General features: G+C 39.1%; 18 protein-coding genes. 12 read left to right on the forward strand and 6 right to left on the reverse strand.

The features are described from left to right. The first annotated feature begins 23 nt into the window (after nucleotides 1-23). From qoxB to RE409_RS02525, 4 genes are all read left to right on the forward strand, one after another. Nucleotides 24-1970 (forward strand): cytochrome aa3 quinol oxidase subunit I, encoded by a 1947-nt coding sequence (gene qoxB / locus RE409_RS02510; protein ID WP_201183129.1) that lies wholly within the window; start codon nucleotides 24-26, stop codon nucleotides 1968-1970. Then, complete coding sequence (qoxC, locus tag RE409_RS02515; RefSeq protein ID WP_053344300.1) at nucleotides 1970-2566, forward strand: cytochrome aa3 quinol oxidase subunit III; 597 nt, start codon at nucleotides 1970-1972, stop codon at nucleotides 2564-2566. The genes qoxB and qoxC overlap by 1 nt, the downstream gene beginning before the upstream one ends. Before the next feature lies 1 nt (nucleotide 2567). Next, entirely contained in the window at nucleotides 2568-2852 is a 285-nt protein-coding gene (qoxD, locus tag RE409_RS02520) for a cytochrome aa3 quinol oxidase subunit IV (RefSeq protein ID WP_053344301.1), read from the forward strand. A gap of 761 nt (nucleotides 2853-3613) precedes the next feature. Then, a complete protein-coding gene (locus tag RE409_RS02525) occupies nucleotides 3614-4063 on the forward strand; it encodes a YfmQ family protein (RefSeq protein ID WP_201183128.1) in 450 nt (149 codons plus the stop codon). A gap of 450 nt (nucleotides 4064-4513) precedes the next feature. Here RE409_RS02525 and RE409_RS02530 read toward each other — a convergent pair whose 3' ends face one another. Both RE409_RS02530 and RE409_RS02535 read right to left on the reverse strand, forming a co-directional pair. Continuing rightward, entirely contained in the window at nucleotides 4514-4735 is a 222-nt protein-coding gene (locus RE409_RS02530) for a BA3454 family stress response protein (protein ID WP_242489034.1), read from the reverse strand. A 227-nt stretch (nucleotides 4736-4962) separates the two neighbouring features. Further along, on the reverse strand, nucleotides 4963-5820 hold the full coding sequence (locus RE409_RS02535; protein WP_242485339.1) for a DMT family transporter: 858 nt from the start codon (nucleotides 5818-5820) through the stop codon (nucleotides 4963-4965). A 281-nt stretch (nucleotides 5821-6101) separates the two neighbouring features. On the opposite strand from RE409_RS02535, the gene queF reads away from it, so the two are divergent. Next, on the forward strand, nucleotides 6102-6602 hold the full coding sequence (gene queF / locus RE409_RS02540; RefSeq protein ID WP_053344304.1) for a preQ(1) synthase: 501 nt from the start codon (nucleotides 6102-6104) through the stop codon (nucleotides 6600-6602). Nucleotides 6603-7128: 526 nt separating this feature from the next. Further along, nucleotides 7129-8475, forward strand: coding sequence for an aspartate kinase (locus RE409_RS02545; RefSeq protein ID WP_053344305.1), 1347 nt, complete (start codon nucleotides 7129-7131; stop codon nucleotides 8473-8475). Nucleotides 8476-8573: 98 nt separating this feature from the next. Here RE409_RS02545 and RE409_RS02550 read toward each other — a convergent pair whose 3' ends face one another. Together RE409_RS02550 and RE409_RS02555 are read right to left on the reverse strand one after the other, a co-directional pair. Beyond that, nucleotides 8574-9740: an ABC transporter permease gene (locus RE409_RS02550; RefSeq protein WP_201183127.1), complete on the reverse strand. Its 1167-nt coding sequence runs from the start codon at nucleotides 9738-9740 to the stop codon at nucleotides 8574-8576. Continuing rightward, nucleotides 9730-10482 (reverse strand): ATP-binding cassette domain-containing protein, encoded by a 753-nt coding sequence (locus tag RE409_RS02555; protein WP_201183126.1) that lies wholly within the window; start codon nucleotides 10480-10482, stop codon nucleotides 9730-9732. Before RE409_RS02555 ends, RE409_RS02550 begins: the two co-directional genes overlap by 11 nt. Nucleotides 10483-10643: 161 nt before the next feature. Between RE409_RS02555 and RE409_RS02560 the strand changes: the two genes are divergently transcribed. The 3 genes from RE409_RS02560 to fosB are packed head-to-tail and all read left to right on the forward strand — an operon-like array spanning nucleotide 10644 to nucleotide 12806. Next, on the forward strand, nucleotides 10644-11342 hold the full coding sequence (locus RE409_RS02560; protein WP_201183125.1) for a LytR/AlgR family response regulator transcription factor: 699 nt from the start codon (nucleotides 10644-10646) through the stop codon (nucleotides 11340-11342). Nucleotides 11343-11354: 12 nt separating this feature from the next. Further along, nucleotides 11355-12332: a sensor histidine kinase gene (locus RE409_RS02565; RefSeq protein ID WP_309558470.1), complete on the forward strand. Its 978-nt coding sequence runs from the start codon at nucleotides 11355-11357 to the stop codon at nucleotides 12330-12332. 51 nt (nucleotides 12333-12383) lie between these two features. Beyond that, a complete protein-coding gene (gene fosB, locus RE409_RS02570) occupies nucleotides 12384-12806 on the forward strand; it encodes a metallothiol transferase FosB (RefSeq protein WP_201250922.1) in 423 nt (140 codons plus the stop codon). Between the two features lie 70 nt (nucleotides 12807-12876). Here fosB and RE409_RS02575 read toward each other — a convergent pair whose 3' ends face one another. Continuing rightward, nucleotides 12877-13437: a nitroreductase family protein gene (locus tag RE409_RS02575; RefSeq protein ID WP_053344308.1), complete on the reverse strand. Its 561-nt coding sequence runs from the start codon at nucleotides 13435-13437 to the stop codon at nucleotides 12877-12879. Between the two features lie 454 nt (nucleotides 13438-13891). Here RE409_RS02575 and RE409_RS02580 point away from each other — a divergent pair, with 454 nt between their 5' ends. Both RE409_RS02580 and RE409_RS02585 read left to right on the forward strand, forming a co-directional pair. Beyond that, nucleotides 13892-15640, forward strand: a complete 1749-nt coding sequence (locus tag RE409_RS02580; protein ID WP_309558472.1) for an ABC transporter ATP-binding protein — start codon at nucleotides 13892-13894, stop codon at nucleotides 15638-15640. Further along, the gene (locus RE409_RS02585; RefSeq protein WP_201183122.1) at nucleotides 15615-17405 is read left to right on the forward strand and encodes an ABC transporter ATP-binding protein; all 1791 of its coding nucleotides are present in this window, start codon (nucleotides 15615-15617) and stop codon (nucleotides 17403-17405) included. The genes RE409_RS02580 and RE409_RS02585 overlap by 26 nt, the downstream gene beginning before the upstream one ends. 62 nt (nucleotides 17406-17467) lie before the next feature. Here the strand turns inward: RE409_RS02585 and RE409_RS02590 are convergent, their stop codons facing one another. Then, nucleotides 17468-17698 carry a hypothetical protein gene (locus tag RE409_RS02590; protein WP_201183121.1) on the reverse strand — a complete coding sequence of 77 codons (231 nt, stop codon included), beginning with the start codon at nucleotides 17696-17698 and terminating at the stop codon, nucleotides 17468-17470. A gap of 19 nt (nucleotides 17699-17717) precedes the next feature. Between RE409_RS02590 and RE409_RS02595 the strand changes: the two genes are divergently transcribed. Next, nucleotides 17718-17864, forward strand: coding sequence for a hypothetical protein (locus RE409_RS02595; RefSeq protein WP_201183120.1), 147 nt, complete (start codon nucleotides 17718-17720; stop codon nucleotides 17862-17864). Nucleotides 17865-17901: the final 37 nt, after the last annotated feature.

Here is a 17901-nt window from a genome sequence, read left to right on the forward strand (position 1 = left end):
TTCCTGAAAGGAGTCACAAAAGTATGGATTACTTTGATCGATTTGCCGTACCTCATCCAAGTCCTGCAATTTATGCATCCATGGTTGCCATTGGCTTAACCATGATTGCGGTTGTTGCCGGAATTACCTATTTTAAAAAATGGGGTTACTTATGGCGTGAGTGGTTAACAACGGTTGACCATAAACGTATTGGTATCATGTACATCTTGTCAGCACTACTTATGCTTTTCCGTGGTGGCGCCGATGCTATCATGATGCGTGCTCAAACGGCTGTTCCTGATAACGGTTTGTTGGATGGACAGCATTATAATGAAATATTTACAACACACGGGGTCGTCATGATTCTGTTCATGGCTATGCCATTTATCATTGGGTTAATGAACATTGTTACACCATTACAAATTGGAGCGCGTGACGTAGCATTCCCACGTCTAAACGCAGTAAGCTTCTGGTTATTCTTCATGGGGGCAATGCTATTTAACATCTCTTTCGTAGTCGGTGGTTCTCCTGATGCAGGTTGGACATCTTACTTCCCGCTGGCAAGTAACGATTTCAGTGAATCAGTAGGTTCGAACTATTACGCGATTGCAATTCAAATAGCTGGTATCGGTACATTACTGACTGGTATCAACTTTATCGTAACCATCTTGAAAATGAGAGCACCTGGTATGAACTTAATGAAAATGCCAATGTTCACATGGTCTATCTTGATCACAAACTTCATTATCGTTTTCGCTTTCCCTGTATTGACAGTGGCACTTGCGTTGATGACAATGGATCGTCTATTCGGAACTCAATTCTTTACGATGGCCAATGGCGGTAGCGATATGCTTTGGGCAAACTTGTTCTGGGTTTGGGGACATCCTGAAGTTTATATAGTTATTCTTCCGGCATTCGGTATTTACAGTGAAATCATTTCAACTTTTGCACGTCGTAACCTGTACGGATATAATTCGATGGTTATCTCTATGGTAGCTATTTCTACTCTATCTTTCGTTGTATGGGCTCACCATTTCTATACAATGGGTCACGGTGCAATGGTTAATGGTATCTTCTCGATTACCACGATGGCAATTGCCGTTCCGACCGGTGTTAAGATTTTCAACTGGTTGTTCACGCTTTGGAAAGGTAAAATCGTTTTTACTGTTCCAATGTTATACTCTCTAGCTTTCATTCCGATTTTCACGCTCGGTGGGGTAACAGGGGTTATGCTTGCCATGGCAAGTGCTGACTACCAATACCATAATACAATGTTCTTAGTAGCTCACTTCCACTACGTTTTAATCCCTGGTACTGTATTTGCCGTACTTGCTGGTTTCACGTACTGGTGGCCAAAAATGTTTGGTTTCATGTTGAGCGAAAAAATTGGGAAATGGTCGTTCTGGTTCATTACAATCAGCTTTAATGTAACATTCTTCCCGATGTTCATCACTGGTTTGGATGGGCAAGCACGTCGTATGTATACGTACTCTGAATCAACAGGCTATGGTCCATTGAATATGCTCTCTTTCGTTGGAGCGATTGGCTTAGCAATAGGGTTCGCGCTTATTGTGTACAACATCTATTGGAGTACTCGTTATGCATCAAGAAATATTTCAAACGATCCATGGGATGCACGTTCTCTAGAGTGGGCTACTCATACACCAATACCAGAATATAACTTTGCAATTGTGCCTACAGTTGATTCTACAGAAGCATTCTGGGATTCTAAGAAAAAGGGCTTTAAATTATTTGGCGGTAAAGTAGAAAAGATTCATATGCCAAATAACAGTGGCGTGCCGTTTATCATGAGCTGTATCTTCTTCGTTTGGGGCTTTGCAATGGTATTCAGCATGTGGATCATTGCAATCATTGCAACACTTGGTATCTTTGCTTGTATGGCTCACCGTTCATTCGAAAAAGATCACGGACGTTATATCTCCGTTGAAGAGATTGAAGAAACTGAAAATAAATTGCGAGGTGCTAAGTAATGAAAATAGATAACTCGCTGCCACTAGAATATAGCACGGAAGAAAATCGCTTAAAGATTTTTGGGTTCTGGATTTTCCTAGGAGCAGAAATAGCTCTTTTCGCTACACTGTTCGCCACTTATTTTGTATTAGTTAACGGTACTGGAAATGGTCCAACAGGGGAACACCTTTTTAAAGTACCAACCCTAATGCTTCAAACAATTTTTCTTTTAACTAGTAGTTTTACCATTGGACTTGGAATCAATGCAATGAGACTTGGTAGTAAGAAAGCGATGCTTAGTTTCTTCGTTATTACTCTAATTCTTGGTTTAGGCTTTTTGGGAGTCGAAATCTATGAATTCGTGGAGTATGTACATGAAGGAGCAACGATTCAAACAAGTGCTTTCTTATCTAGTTTGTTTACGTTACTAGGTACGCATGGAGCTCACGTTACACTTGGTTTATTCTGGGGAACATTCATCATTCTGCAGGTTAAAAAACGCGGTCTGATTCCAGAAACAGCAAACAAAGCTTTCATCTTTTCTCTTTACTGGCATTTCTTAGACGTTGTCTGGATTTTCATCTTCAGTTTCGTCTACCTGAAAGGAATGATGTAATATGAAACAATTATTCCCACGGGGCCAAGTTATGGGATTTGCCTTTTCACTAATCCTGACTTTGGTTGCACTATCAGTTATAGTGTTTGATCTCTCACTTAAAATGGCAATGATCATCCTACTTGTTACAGCCTTCATGCAAGCAGCACTTCAATTGGTAATGTTCATGCATGCAGGAGAGTCTGAGGATAAAGCATCGATTTACACAAACGTTTATTACGGATTGTTTGTTGCATTGGTTACAATTTTCGGTACAATGCTAACAATGATTTGGGGATATCAATAATCCATTCCTACAAAACTGGGCGTCTTGATGACGCCCAGTTTTTTTGTATTTAATTATAGTAAGTTTTGGAATTTATATATCATTCTATTCACTTCATCATAGAAATTTGTATTGTTATGAAGGATGAAGATGAACCAATTAAGTTTAGTATAACCATTTCAGAATGTTTTATTTACAGGGAATGGTAGAAAATATGGGTAAGAAGATAGGAGCTAGATTCGTTATACACAAGAATTCCTTGAAAATTCGAGGAATCTTCAAAAAAAAACATCTTTTTTCATAATAATTTAAATAATAAATGTTGAGTTTTTACCCTGATCATTGCTCATTATTTCTAGGACGAGATAGCGGCCCCTTTATTGGGTCTTTTACTGTTTGATCGGATTATCGACGGGCTTACCTTAGATTCATTTGGAGGAGAGGGTAATGGTAATGCCTTTAATAATTCTTCCGGGTTTTGAAGAGAATAATAATCATCCTTTTATATAAAAAAGAAAGCAACAAGCCGTTAAAATAATTTAGTGGCTTCTATAATTTCCTTAATTTCTACTATACTGTGTACGTTTTAGACTGGTTAAGCATTAATCTACGTCTTCGTATCTTTAGTGCCCTTCTTCAAGAACCCGTTTGTTTAAGTACAACGTTTCACAATAAGTGAAACGTTAATAGAATGGTCACATCTTCAAAGAAATACTGTCCGCCCCCTTTGATATAATAAGGGATATAATAATTAATTTAGAACTTAGCGGAGATGATGAAATATGACATTGCCTGTTTTGATTTTAACAATTCTCATAAGCTTGGTTAAGCTATTAGTTACCTGTCTTCCAACCGATGCAGTGAATTGGATTATAAGCAAATTTAAACTGCATTCAGAACTTAGTGACGCGAATTGCATCGTAACCTTTGACGGAAAACGCTTGGAAGGTGAAGATAAAATTCAAGTTATTAATTATTTTAATGAAGCTAAATTTTTGAAAAAAAATCATATATTTCCAGGGAACGAGCAATTGTTTTTACATCCAGAAAACAGTGGGACCCCATTAGTCATTGATACTAAAAGAGGCAAAAAGGATGTTAGGTTACTTGTGTACATTTACAACGACCACGTGGATGTAGTCAAACAGTACAAGAAGAAGTTAGTTGCGTATAGTTTGCTTTCCGATAGCCTGCAAGAACGTTCTATGCCAGTAATAAGGGATTTTGTTTAAAAGGAACATAAAAAAAAGACGGTCTTTAAAAAGACTGTCTTTTTTTCTAAAATTATTTATTGTGTAATCCATTTTTTTATTCGATGGTAAAAGTTATAGTTAATAAAGCCCTGTTCATTTAGGGACCTTTCTTTCCTTCTTTATTGAAAATACTAAAAATTACTAGTTATTCAGATTGAGTGTAAAAGCGTTCACAAACTGACGTCTTTATATTAGTATCATATGGAAAAAATAATTAAAAGTGGGGGGGATTGAAATCGAGGGGTTCTTCGAATAGAAAAAATTCAAAAAAATGCATTAGGATAATAAAACAATAGAAGTACATAAATAAAACAGTATTGAAAAGGGTTAATTTGTTTATTAGTATAAGTGCATGTAAAAAGTAATTTAGGTAAATTACATCTGAAAAGGTAATAAAAAAAGCAGGTTTCTAAAACGAAGCCTGCTTTTTTATGCTTTCCATTGTTTTTCCACTTGATGAAGGGCTTGTTGTAAAATTTCTTCTTGATTAGTACCTGGTTTAGTAAGGACGTTAGTTTGATAAGATTTTCCTTGGAAATCAACTGTTACTGTAACTTTTACCATTATGCATCTTTCCTTTCTTAATTCAGTATTAAATGGGAGTATTGTACGTACTTCTTTTATTCCCAAAGATGAATATTTTTCAAACATTTCGAAAGCAACGAATGTGAAGATTTAATATTCATAATTATCTGATATTTAAAAAGAAATGTCAACACTTTTTGGGGCCAGACCCCATTTCCCGAGATTTTGTATGTGCATAAAGATTGTTGTATCAGTGTTAAAGGCTTGTTGTGTAGGGGTCAGACCCTATTTCCCAAATAAAAACAACCTGGCTAGTTTGCATAACAGGCAGGTTGTTTTAGAAAATTTATTATTCAAATTTTGGTTAAGATAATTCCGATTAAGGCTGCAAATACGCCGGCAATTTGATAGGATTTTAGTTTTTCTTTGAATAAATAACATCCAGCAAATACGACCACTAAACAGTTTAGGCTGACGACAGGGAAAATGATGCTTGCGATGCCGGTATTCAACGCAAAGAAATAACATCCATAGGCTATGATGCTTAAAAAACCTACTAAGGAACCAATTTTAACTTCTTGTAGCTTGATTTTTTCATTCTTAAAGGCCAAAGCCGAAAGAAGATAAAGAGTTCCGCCCCCATACATTGATACTAGAATATCAAGGGAGTTTAAATGAAGACGTGTTGATGTCGTCATTAAGATGCCGAGCACACCAAAAGATAAAATGGAAAATAAAGTGTGCATAATCCAAGGTAAATATTGATGATTACCTTTAGCATTAGGTGTATACTGAATGACTAAGGTAGCGAGAAGCATGCAGGCTATTCCACTCCACTGCAAGGAAGAAATATGTTCGTGAAAAATTAATGCTGCACAGAGAATGGGGAATATTGCATTCGCTGCAATTAGTGGAGATGTCAAACTTGCCGGACCTTTTTCAAAGGCGCTTGCCATCTGGATATTTCCATTAGCGTTCAGTACACCAATTGCTGCACCCAGCATGATAGAAAGCAAGTTCAGGTTCAAACCATCCACAAGTACTCCATAAATTATGGACAAAATAAAAGCTACAAAATAAAAGAAAAATTGGATATGTACCTTTGAGTAACCCTTTCCGCTACTCCATTTAAAAATGCTGTTATTGATTCCGAAACACAAACTGGTGATGAGTGCTGCAAAGATCCACATTGCTTTAATCTCTTCCTTCATGTAGGATAAACTTCTTCTACATTTTAAGCTGAATACATGTAGGAATCAAACTAAATTAAAAAAGTATGATTGACAGATTAGATATTTTTTTCTATATTTACTATGACAATTTTAAAATATTTCCCGAAAAACGGGAGAGGTTCATAGCATCACCCTCTTAAAAAAACTATGGCTTTGATATTTTTCGCGAATCAACCATATCTTTGAGGAGATATGGTTTTTGTTATATAGAGGCCCACTTTATGAATCTCCCTGTGAAACGTGGAAGAGGAGGACTTTTTATGTCTGGAAGAAAAGAAGAAGAATTAAAAAAAGATATCACATTACTTGGGAATCAAGGCACAAAATATACATTCGACTATGCGCCTGAAATTTTGGAGTCGTTCGATAACAAGCATCCGAACCGGGATTACTTTGTCAAGTTCAATTGTCCGGAGTTTACTAGCCTATGTCCAATTACTGGCCAGCCGGACTTTGCAACCATTTACATTAGCTATATTCCTAGTGTGAAGATGGTCGAAAGCAAGTCTTTGAAGCTTTATTTGTTCAGCTTCCGCAACCATGGTGATTTCCACGAAGATTGCATGAACATCATCATGAACGATTTAATCGAGTTGATGGATCCGAAATATATTGAAGTCTGGGGCAAGTTCACACCTAGGGGCGGAATTTCTATTGATCCATACACAAACTACGGGAAACCAGGGACGAAGTTTGAGGAAATGGCGAATTTCCGCTTGATGAATCACGACTTGTATCCGGAAACTGTAGATAATCGCTAAACATTAGAGGAGCCTCTTATGCGGTTGGAGCCCCTCTGGTCATTTTTCAAAAATGACTGTTACGAAGCCTATTGTCTGGCAGACGCAATGTACCTATCACCGAATGCAGTAGAAGAGGATCTTCATTCTGTAATCAAAGCTCATTAAGAATGGTGCTCTTAGGCAGTTATCGCCAGTTACTAGGTTAGGGAAAAGTACAGAAAAACACAGCTACACAGGATGAATCCTATCGAGGGATTCACTGATTCTAAGATATTTAATTTAACCCGTCAAAACAGAATCTAGGTATTTTGTTTTGACGTTTTTTTTTGTAAATGAACCGTATAAAATGTGAAAAGTGCTACAAAGAAGAGTGATTATTATACGTTTTTCTGCATCCTCATTCAATAATTTTATCGACTTTGTCTTTATCGAAAACACAAATGTCCTTGTGCAAAGGAATTAACTCTTGATTGTTTTGTCAAAACACGTAATAATAGGGAGAGTTGATTTTGACAGAATATTTTTAAAAATAGGGGATGTCGGGATGAAAGTTGCGAAGTTTGGCGGGAGTTCACTTGCGTCAGGTGAACAGTTAAAAAAAGTATTCGAAATTGTGGTTTCTGATCCAGAGAGGAAGATTGTTGTTGTTTCGGCTCCAGGGAAACGCAATTCCGATGATATAAAGGTGACGGATTTATTGATTGAAGTTGCCGAACAGCAACTGCGCGGTGAGAATGGCCAGCTCTTGATAGAAGATGTGGTCACTCGGTATGCGAGTATTGCTGAAGAATTAGATATTTCAGAGGATGTCATTAAAGAGATTCGTGAAGATTTGCACACGTTGTTACGTGCAGATCAAAATAATCCGAAGCGTTATATGGATGCTTTAAAGGCAAGCGGTGAAGATAATAATGCGAAGCTGGTTGCGGCTTATTTTCAAAGCCGTGGGGTAGAGGCGCAGTATATGGATCCGAAGAAAGCTGGCTTGATTGTAAAGGATGAAGATGGATACACTAAAGTGCTGCCCGAATCATATGAGCGGTTATATGCTCTACGTGATGAGCCGGGAATTGTAGTATTCCCAGGGTTCTTCGGTTACACGTTAGATGGCGATGTTTTAACGTTCTCAAGGAGTGGTTCGGATATTACGGGTTCGATTCTTGCCAATGGGGTTAAGGCCGAATTGTATGAGAATTTTACAGATGTGGATGCCGTTTTCGCTGTGAATCCAAACGTGGTTTCCAATCCAAAGGGGATCCGAGAGTTAACGTATCGCGAAATGCGTGAGCTTTCTTATGCTGGTTTCTCGGTGTTCCATGACGAGGCTTTAATTCCTGCATTTCGTGCCGGAATTCCTGTTCATATCCAAAACACGAATAACCCAGCGGCTCAGGGGACGCGTATTGTGAGCACACGCGATAATACGAATGGCCCGGTTATTGGGATTGCGAGTGACAAAGGGTTTTGCAGTATTTACATTAGTAAATACTTGATGAACCGTGAAGTCGGATTTGGACGCAAACTGCTTCATATCCTTGAAGATTACGGGGTTTCATATGAGCATATTCCATCCGGTATTGATGATGTGACGCTTATACTAAGGCAGGATCAAATGACAGAGGAAGCTGAGAAGAAGATCGTTTCGCGCATTAAGCAGGAGCTTCATGCTGATGAAGTGATTGTGGAACATAACCTTGCGTTAATTATGGTTGTCGGGGAAGGCATGCGTCATAATGTGGGTACAACGGCAAGAGCATCAAAAGCGCTGGCTGAAGCTAAGGTCAACATCGAAATGATCAACCAAGGCTCTTCTGAGGTGAGCATGATGTTCGGTGTAAAAGGTCATAGTGAAGAGACGGCAATTCAGGCTTTATATCACGAGTTTTTTTGAGAATGAGATTTTAGAAACCTCCTTGAAAAGGAGGTTTTTTACTGTTAATCAAAAATCTCGCCAGGTAAAAGACGCGCTGAGAGTTCAGCGCGTCTACTTTAATTCAATACCCATTTATCCTTCAAAAATAAAATCCTAGATACAGCAAAGAATAAAGCAATTGAGACAATGAGGCTACTGGCTGTAAGGAAGATGTTTTGATAATCAATCACGCCATAAATCAATTCTTTAAAGAGAGCAAAAATATTGAAAATTGGAATCAAGAAGTGTTTGGTTGTTAATTCATGTAAGCCTGTTCCGCCTAAGAATAGTGCAGGCATAATGACGAGCATTGTTATCGGTGATATATAGTTTTGGGATTCCTTGACGGTCTTGGATATAATGCTAGCTGACATTTGCAAAGCCCCCATGAACATTGAAAATAATACCGTAATCAATAGGGCAGTAGGGAGGATCATCCATAGGTCGTTACCGAAATCAAATCCTTTTCTAAGTTCTTCCGTTAGAAAAATGAGCTCCAAGGTGACTACTAGAATAGAGACAATTCCTGCAAGCGCCCCGATGGATGAAATTGTAAGCCATTTGGCTACAAGGATTTTCCCACGGCTGACGGGAGTCATTAGCAGGGCTTCCATCGTTTTGCGGTCTTTTTCTCCTGCAAATAAGTCAGAGGCAAGCGGGTAGGCCCCAGTGCTGATGGCCATCGTGATAATCATCGGTAAAAAGATTGAAAGAATGCTCAGTGACGCCCCGTTATCGGTATCAAGGCCCACTTCCTTGATGTTGACTTGCAGCGGACTAATCAGACTAGAGTCAGTATTGATGTTTTGCAGCCGTTCTTGAATGATTTGCTTTTCAAAAAGTGTTAAAGCTGACTCGACCTGTGAAAGGGCGAAAGAACTATCTTGGCTATACGTGTCACCGGAGAGGCTGAACGTGACTTGTTCGCCCTTTTTAATTTGTTCCATGAAACCGTCGCTTACTTGCAGGGCTGCAGCGGCTTTGCCTTCTTCGATGGCTTTGGTCGGGTTATCGAATGATTTGACTTCGATTTGTGGAAAATCACTAAGCAAGGCTTTGCCGTCTTTGCTGAATGACGGATCGACTGCCAGGGTATAGGTTTCATTCTCATCTGTGGTCATCAAACTTTCGTAAAATAGTGTTAACCCAGTCAACAAGAGAATAGGTAGGAATACACTCAAAATCAATGTGCGACGATCTCTTAAAGCTTCCTTCATTTCTTTCACATACATATTAAGAAACATGAGATTGGTTCCCCCTTACAAGTTTGGACATGAAAATATAATTCAGGTCACGACTATTTTCTTCTATATAAAGAGACTCAAGCTTTCCTTTATAAATCAGTTCCCCTTTATGCATCATTGCTACGGAGTCACAGAGTAAAGTAACCTCTTCCATGATATGGCTTGAGAAGATAATCGTTTTACCCTGCTGTTTCAGTTGAAGAACAAGCTGGCGAAATACATTAGATGAAGTGATATCAAGTCCTGTCGTCGGCTCATCGAAAAGTATGATGTCAGGATCATGAATTAGCGTACGTGATATGGCGACCTTTTGACGCATACCTTTGGAGAATCCTCCAACTTTTCGGTCGAGATAATCTTTCATCCCGAACATGACAGCGAGCTCTTCAATCCGTACTTTTGTTTCGTGCTTGCTTAATCCGTAAAGTGTGGCGAAGTAAGCGAGGTTTTCACGTGTGGTTAAGCGGTCATATAAACCGGTTTCACCACCGAACAAGACGCCGATTCTTTTCTTAATTTCATTCGGGTTATCCAAAGTATCAAATCCGGCAACTTTGATATATCCATCTGTTGGAGTCAAAAGTGTGGCAATAGAACGCAGCAAGGTTGTCTTTCCTGCCCCGTTTTCTCCAAGCAATCCGACAATCTGGCCTCTTCTCACATCAAGGGAAACATGTTTAAGAGCGGTTATAAATATTTTTTTATCTTGGAACGTTTTTGTGATTTCATGAATTTCGATCATTTCGGTACCTCCTACAATCTCTTTGGTTGTTTTAATCATACAAATAAACTAAATGAGAAACTGTAGTTTTGTCGCGAAAATGCCGTTTATTGTCGCGAAAAGGTCATTTTTCCAAATCTAAATGGTAAAATAAAGATAATTTTAGATGAGGAGAGTTGAAAATGAAGGTAGGACTTGTGGATGACCGGAGAATTGATTTGGACAAGCTGAATGGTATTGTGATCCAGATACCGGGTATCGAGCTTGTCTTTTCTACTGATTCCGCGGAATATGCTTATGAGCAGATTAAGCAGGAAACGATTGACTTACTTATAGCGGATATCGAAATGCCCAATTTGTCAGGATATGAATTGGCAGACATCATTCATTCTCATGCACTGAATATTGCTGTCATTTTTGTGACTGGTACCAGTGGGTATGCTGTCCATGCGTTTGAGCTAAATGTACATGACTATATCATGAAGCCTTACTCGAAGGATAGGCTCGTCAAATCAATCGATCGTTTTCTGGAAAAATCAAAAACAGCTGAAGTGGCGGGAAGGCTTTTTTTAAAACTGAAAAATGATATTCATATTTTACAAAAAAAGGATATCGTTTTCATCGAACGCTCTGGACGTTCGACCACAATACATACGAAAAACGGTCCGATTAAAACCTATCAGACTTTGAATGAACTGGAAGGTGAGTTGCGGGAAAGAGATTTTATCCGATCTCATCGTTCATTCATCATTAACATTCATTTTGTGAAAAATTTTTCTTTGTATGCAAAAAATTCCTACCTCGTGAACTTCGAGGGGATCGAGGAGCAGGCGATGATCACGAAGGAAAGAGTGGACTTTTTGCAAGCTCAATACTTTTAAGGTGTGAAGACTATGAATGCATTACCGATAATTGTGGCTCTATTAGGGGCATGGAATGTTTATGGATTAACAGAATTACTTTCTTTGCCTTTCCCGCCATACATATCAGCGATATTCATCTGCTTTCTTGCTTTTTTCCTTTACCGAAAGTATTCTCACCTCTATAAGCAAATTTCACTGGGAAACTATGTGACTGCTATTCTATCAGGCACGCAGCTGATTGTTGCGATACTTTATGCATGGATAGAACCTTCAATCGCGTATCTGGGTCTTTTCCTTTTGTTCATAGGGATAGAAATGATTAGGGTCAATATGGGGAGACGTTTCCTCCGGCTTAAAAATCAGCAGAAGCAAATGGAAGAAGAACGGATGCAGGTTAATGAAACCTTCCGGGTGGTACGCAGTCAGCGTCATGATTTTCTGAAGCACGTGTCTGCACTTCAGTTTATGATCGAACGTGACGAGGTGGCAACCGCAAAAGAGTACATAAATGAATTAGTAGATGTGTTTGAAGAAACGAATCTATCAATTAAAGGTGAAAAAGGGGTCGTTGCCGGGATTCTTCATCAAATGTACCGGAGGGCAAAGGAAAATCAAGTACAAATTGTGTATCATCTCGATGTCCCGCTTTCGTCTTTACCTATAAAGGATCAGGAACTAGTCTCATTGATTGGGAACGTGCTTACTAATGCGATTGAAGCAGCTGAATCATGGCAGGAGGAAAAAGGGGAGATAGCACAAATCACGCTTCATTTTTATAAACGGAGCGGTATGTACCTTTTATCATGTAGCAACAGCAGTCTGCCCATACCTAATCCCATTCTGGATGCACTGTTTGAAAAATACGGTCAAACCACGAAATTGGGGCCGCATGAAGGGATGGGAACGAAAATCATCGCTGATATCGTGAAAAAACATCAAGGCTATTTGGATTTCACCTATAAAAGTGAAGAATTCTCCCTGAAAATTAAAGTTCCCGCGATTATGTAATAGTTTTTTTGTGGCAAATGATTATTTTCTACAGGAAGGGAGAGGAAGTTTATCAATATTAAAGGGTTGAATCACTTTTTATTTTCAGTTTCTGATTTAGATAAATCTACTGAATTTTACGAAGTTGTATTTGGGGCGAAGTTGCTAGTTAAGGGAAATTCCACGGCCTACCTCGATTTGAATGGTATGTGGATCGCTCTTAATTTAGAAAAGGATATATCAAGAAATGAAATAAAAGATTCATATACACATGTGGCGTTTTCAATTGATGAAAAAGACTTTGATGAAATCTATGAGAAGCTGGAAAGCTTACAGGTGAATATCCTTACAGGCAGGGAGAGAAATGAGAGAGATAAAAGGTCTATTTATTTTACTGATTTAGATGGGCATAAGTTCGAATTCCATACGGGAACACTACAGGAAAGGCTGGATTATTATAAACAGGAAAAGTCTCATATGAAGTTTTATTTATAAAACGTAATCGACATCTATAATAAAGAAAAGGAAAGCCTCCAAATTGAAGATTGGAGGCTTTCCTTTTTAGTTAGTTCATAACTGTTAGTAGTTGTTCAATCGATTTCCGTGGACGTGGGGTGGGAATCATATCGGGGTAGCCAACGTGCAGACTACCGACGATTTTTTCACCAGGATTTACGCCTAAAGCTTCACGGAACTCTGTGCTGTGAATCATGCCGTATGTTTCCCAAATCATTCCGATTCCTTGTTCCCAGGCAAGCAGGCTGAAGTTCTGAATCAGGGCACTTGTAGCTGCATAATCTTCTTCGCGAGTCATCGGATTTGGGTTTTCGTCCATTACAACCGCGACAAACATTGGAACATCTTTTAGTTTATTATATCCGCGCTGTCCAGCTTCTTTTTTCTTTTCTGGATCCTTTTCCTTGCCTGCCATAAAAGCTCGGGTTGCTTCAGCCAGTTTTAAACGGCTATCCCCCTGCACGACGATGAAGCGCCACGGCTGGGTCATTTTGTGATTAGGTGCCCATGTCGATGTTTCCAATAAGGATTGAATGGTATCAAGGGGAACAGGAATGTCCTTAAATCGTTTAATACTGCGCCGTTCTTTAATGATTTGTTCAAGTTTCATGCTCATCCTGCTCCTTTTATCTATATATGAACGTTTATTAGTTTTCAAAAAAAATAATCCCCGGCTGCCTAATATGCTTTCAACGTGAATAAAATGACTTGAATAAAGAGGGGGCAATATTCTAGTGACTTGCATTCGCTACTAAGCATATAATTTTTACTAGGCACAGAGAAGCCGGGGCGACATTGTATCTATGTACAATATCAAAAGGGTACGATAATAGATTATCGTATTTACTTATCAAATTTCAGAGATCGATAATGAAATTGAAAATCATTATCAATTAGAATTTTCTCTTATTTCCTGTTATTTGTCAAGAGTATTTCTAAAAAAAAATTCAAGTTATTTACCAATCCTATTAATTATTTCAAAATCTTTTATAAATTCTGTATAAAAATGTATAATGAAAAGATAAAAATGCTTTCTACATATGAAGAATTGAAGGGTGTCATAGATGAAAAAACTGTTCTCATTTCTAAAGCCATACCGACTCTTAATTACTCTCGCTTTATTTTTAATGATTGTTGAGCTCGGTGTTGAACTGTTACAACCGCTATTTATTGCAAAAATAATTGATGATGGTATTTTACAGAAAGATCTATCAGTAGTGATTAAGTGGGGAAGCATTATGGTGGGACTTTCTATTTTTTCATTTCTTGGAGGAATCGTTAATTCGTTTACAGCATCTCATGTGAGTCAGAGTTTTGGCCATGATGTCAGGAAAAGCCTTTTTGGAAAAATTCAGGCGTTTTCTTTTGCTAATTTGAATAACATTCCGACCTCATCTTTGATTACAAGGATGACGAATGACGTGACGCAGCTTCAAAATACGGTTTTCATGGGTCTGCGTATCATGGCAAGAGCTCCATTAATTGTACTTGGTGGCGCGATCATGGCGATTACGGTCAATTTGAAACTGTCTCTTGTGTTAGTCATTTCGATTCCCATTCTTGTGTTCTTTTTAGGGTGGGTTATGAAACGAGCGGCTAAACTATTTAAACTCGTCCAGAAAAAGCTCGATAATGTTAATAGCGTCATGCGGGAAAATCTGATAGGCATGCGCTTAATTAAAGCTTTTCTTCGTAAGGAGCATGAAATCAAACGATTTGACGAGGCGAATGACGAGTTGAAAAGAAAGACTGTAACTTCCCTTCGTTTAATTGAAACAACGATGCCGGTGCTGATGCTGGTTATGAATTTGGCCATCCTGGTCATTCTTTGGCTTGGAAGCGAATTTATTGCAACTGGAGATATACAGGTCGGGGAAGTGGTGGCGATTGTTAACTATGCAACGAGGATTGCAGCATCACTTTCAGTTTTTTCGTGGCTGATCATGGTCATTTCACGAGCAAAGGCTTCAGCTGAACGCGTGACTGAAATATTTGAAACCCCCATAGATCTAGATGAAGGTAAGATGGAAAGTCAGAGTGGGGCCGTTAAAGCAGGAAGCATCGAGTTTCAGGATGTATCATTCCATTATCCTGGAAGTGGTACACCGGTATTGAAAAATTTGAGTTTCACTGTTGAAGCAGGAGAATCGCTTGCTATTATCGGAGCGACAGGCTCAGGGAAAACCTCCTTATTTCAGCTAATTCCAAGATTGTACGAAGTTGAAAGCGGATCCATTTTTATAGACAGCCAAGATGTGAAAAATATTCCCTTGGATTCCCTTAGAAAAAGGATTGGCTATGTACCGCAAGAAGCCTTGCTTTTTTCAGGATCCATAAAGAATAACATTGCTTGGGGGAAAGAAAACGCCACGATGGAAGAGCTTATGACAGCAGCCGAGCATGCTCAGGTTCACGAGACCGTGATGAAACTGCCAAAACAATATGAAACGCAGTTAGGGCAAAAAGGAGTGAATCTGTCAGGTGGGCAAAAACAGCGGTTATCGATTGCAAGGGCATTGGTGCGTAGACCGAAGATTCTTCTGCTGGATGACAGTACAAGTGCCCTGGATTTAAAAACAGAAAGTAAACTGCTTAATGCTTTAAAGTCCTATACATGCACGACACTTATCATTACACAAAAAATTAGTACAGCCATGGAGGCAGATAAAATTTTATTGCTTGAAAATGGTGAAATGCTTGCGGAAGGAAAACATGAAGAGTTGATTAAAACAAGTACTCTTTATCGAAAAATCGTTCACTCACAGTTTGGGGAGGAGGGGATTTCACTTGAGTCGAAAAATATCTCCCGCTAATGCAAAGTCAAAACCATCCAACTCATGGAATACGATAAAACGAATAATCCCCTATTTAGCAACGAATAAAGGTCTGCTATTCTATGTCCTGCTTATGGTACTAATAAGCTCGGTATTGGGATTACTCGGACCCTTTCTTGTTGGGATGGCCATAGACGATTATATTGTCACCAAGGATAGCGGAGGGCTAATAAACCTGTTGTTCGGGCTTCTTGCGGTCTATATTTTCTATTCACTTTCGATGTGGTTGCAGAATTATTGGATGATCGGGATTGCGCAGGATACGGTGTATGTGATGCGCAATCAATTGTTTAAAAAGCTTCATCAGTTGTCGATCCCCTTTTTTGACCGCCGTCAGCATGGGGAATTGATGAGTCGGGTAACGAATGATATTGAAAATGTCAGTTCTACTTTGAATAGTTCTGTGATTCAGGTTTTTTCAAGTATACTGACATTGGTAGGAACAATCGGAGTGATGCTGTATTTGAGCCCATTGCTAACGCTTCTTACTCTCTTTATCGTTCCGCTTATGTTCTTCGGGTTGAGATGGATCACAAACCGGACAGGAAAGCTTTTTAAAGAACAGCAGAAAAATCTTGGGGAACTGAACGGGTTTATCGAGGAGACAATTTCCGGGCAGCGGATCGTGAAGGCTTTTTCACAGGAAGATAAAGTTATCAGCGATTTTATTACCCGGAGTGAAAACTTAAAGAAAGCTGGGTTTTTATCGCAATCTTATTCAGGGCTGATTCCAAAGCTAATGAATTTACTGAACAACTTAAGCTTTACGGTAATTGCTGCTGTCGGTGGATTTTTGGCACTGAGTGGCGTTGGTACGGTTTCCATCGGGGTCATTGTCATTTTCACCGAGTACTCAAGGCAATTCACCCGGCCATTAAATGACCTGGCTAACCAATTTAATACGCTGCTTTCGGCTGTTGCTGGTGCTGAGCGTGTATTTGCCATTCTTGATGAAAAAGAAGAGGAAATGGATGAGAAACAGGCCGGTAAACTTCGGAATGTCTGTGGTGAGGTGGACTTTGAAGGAGTTTCCTTTTCATATGATGAAGAGGATCAAACAATACATGATGTCAGCTTTCATGCTGAAAAAGGAGAAACCATCGCCCTTGTGGGGCCAACGGGGGCAGGTAAAACGACAATCATTAATCTGCTTGCCCGTTTTTATGAACCAAACAGTGGTCGGATCTTGATCGACGGCCAGGATATCCGGCAGGTAACGAGAGCCAGCCTCCGTAAGCATATGGGATTTGTTTTACAGGATTCTTTTTTATTTCAGGGGACCATTCTTGAAAATATCCGCTACGGACGATTAGAGGCGGGGGATGAAGAAGTTGTGGATGCAGCCAAGCTTGCAAATGCCCATTCCTTTATCATGAAGCTTCCAGATCAATATGATACCATTTTGAATCAGGATGGTAGTGGAATCAGTCAGGGGCAGCGCCAGCTTCTATCGATTGCAAGAGCGATTTTAGCAGATCCCGTTCTATTAATCTTAGATGAAGCGACAAGCAGTATAGATACGATTACCGAACTGAAAATCCAGGAAGCGTTACACCGATTGATGGAGGGAAGAACGAGTTTTGTCATTGCTCATCGATTGAATACGATTCAGCAAAGTGATCAAATTCTGGTACTGGATGAAGGAAGAATCATTGAAAAAGGTTCTCATAATGAGCTTTTGCAGCAGCGAGGATTTTATTCCGAACTTTATCGAAGCTCATTAAAGGAAAATCAGACCGGATGAAAAAAATGTGTGCCGCTGGGCGCACATTTTTGCGTTGGTACTGTAAAGTCAAAACCCTATCCCTAGGAATTGCATTCGATTTCATTTAATGATGCAATTGCTTCGTCTAAAAAAGCAAGGAGCTCTGCCTTTACCGGGTACAAGCCTGCGGAAGAAGAGTCAGTCTCCGATTTACGCACATCCCAGAATTTCTCCTCTAGTTCTTTGTTTCCCTCGAAAATCAACTCAGACAAATGTAAGTCTTCAGCAATAAGCCTTCCTTCCTCTGAATCAGCAGGAATGCCTTTGTTCATAGTTAATTCAATGTGTTTGATGAGGTTAATCCATTGCTTCGTTTGGATACATGGATTAGTTAACGGAATAGCTGTGGTATTGGCGGCCCGTGAAAGTGCCTACAAATCAGGAAGAAAGACGGTATATTCCATAAAAGTGGTTATAAATCCATTACAAATTGACTAATTGACTATTGCTAAGTAACCATTTAATGACATATAAT

The organism is Peribacillus sp. R9-11 (assembly GCF_031345095.1).
Lineage (GTDB): Bacteria > Bacillota > Bacilli > Bacillales > DSM-1321 > Peribacillus > Peribacillus butanolivorans.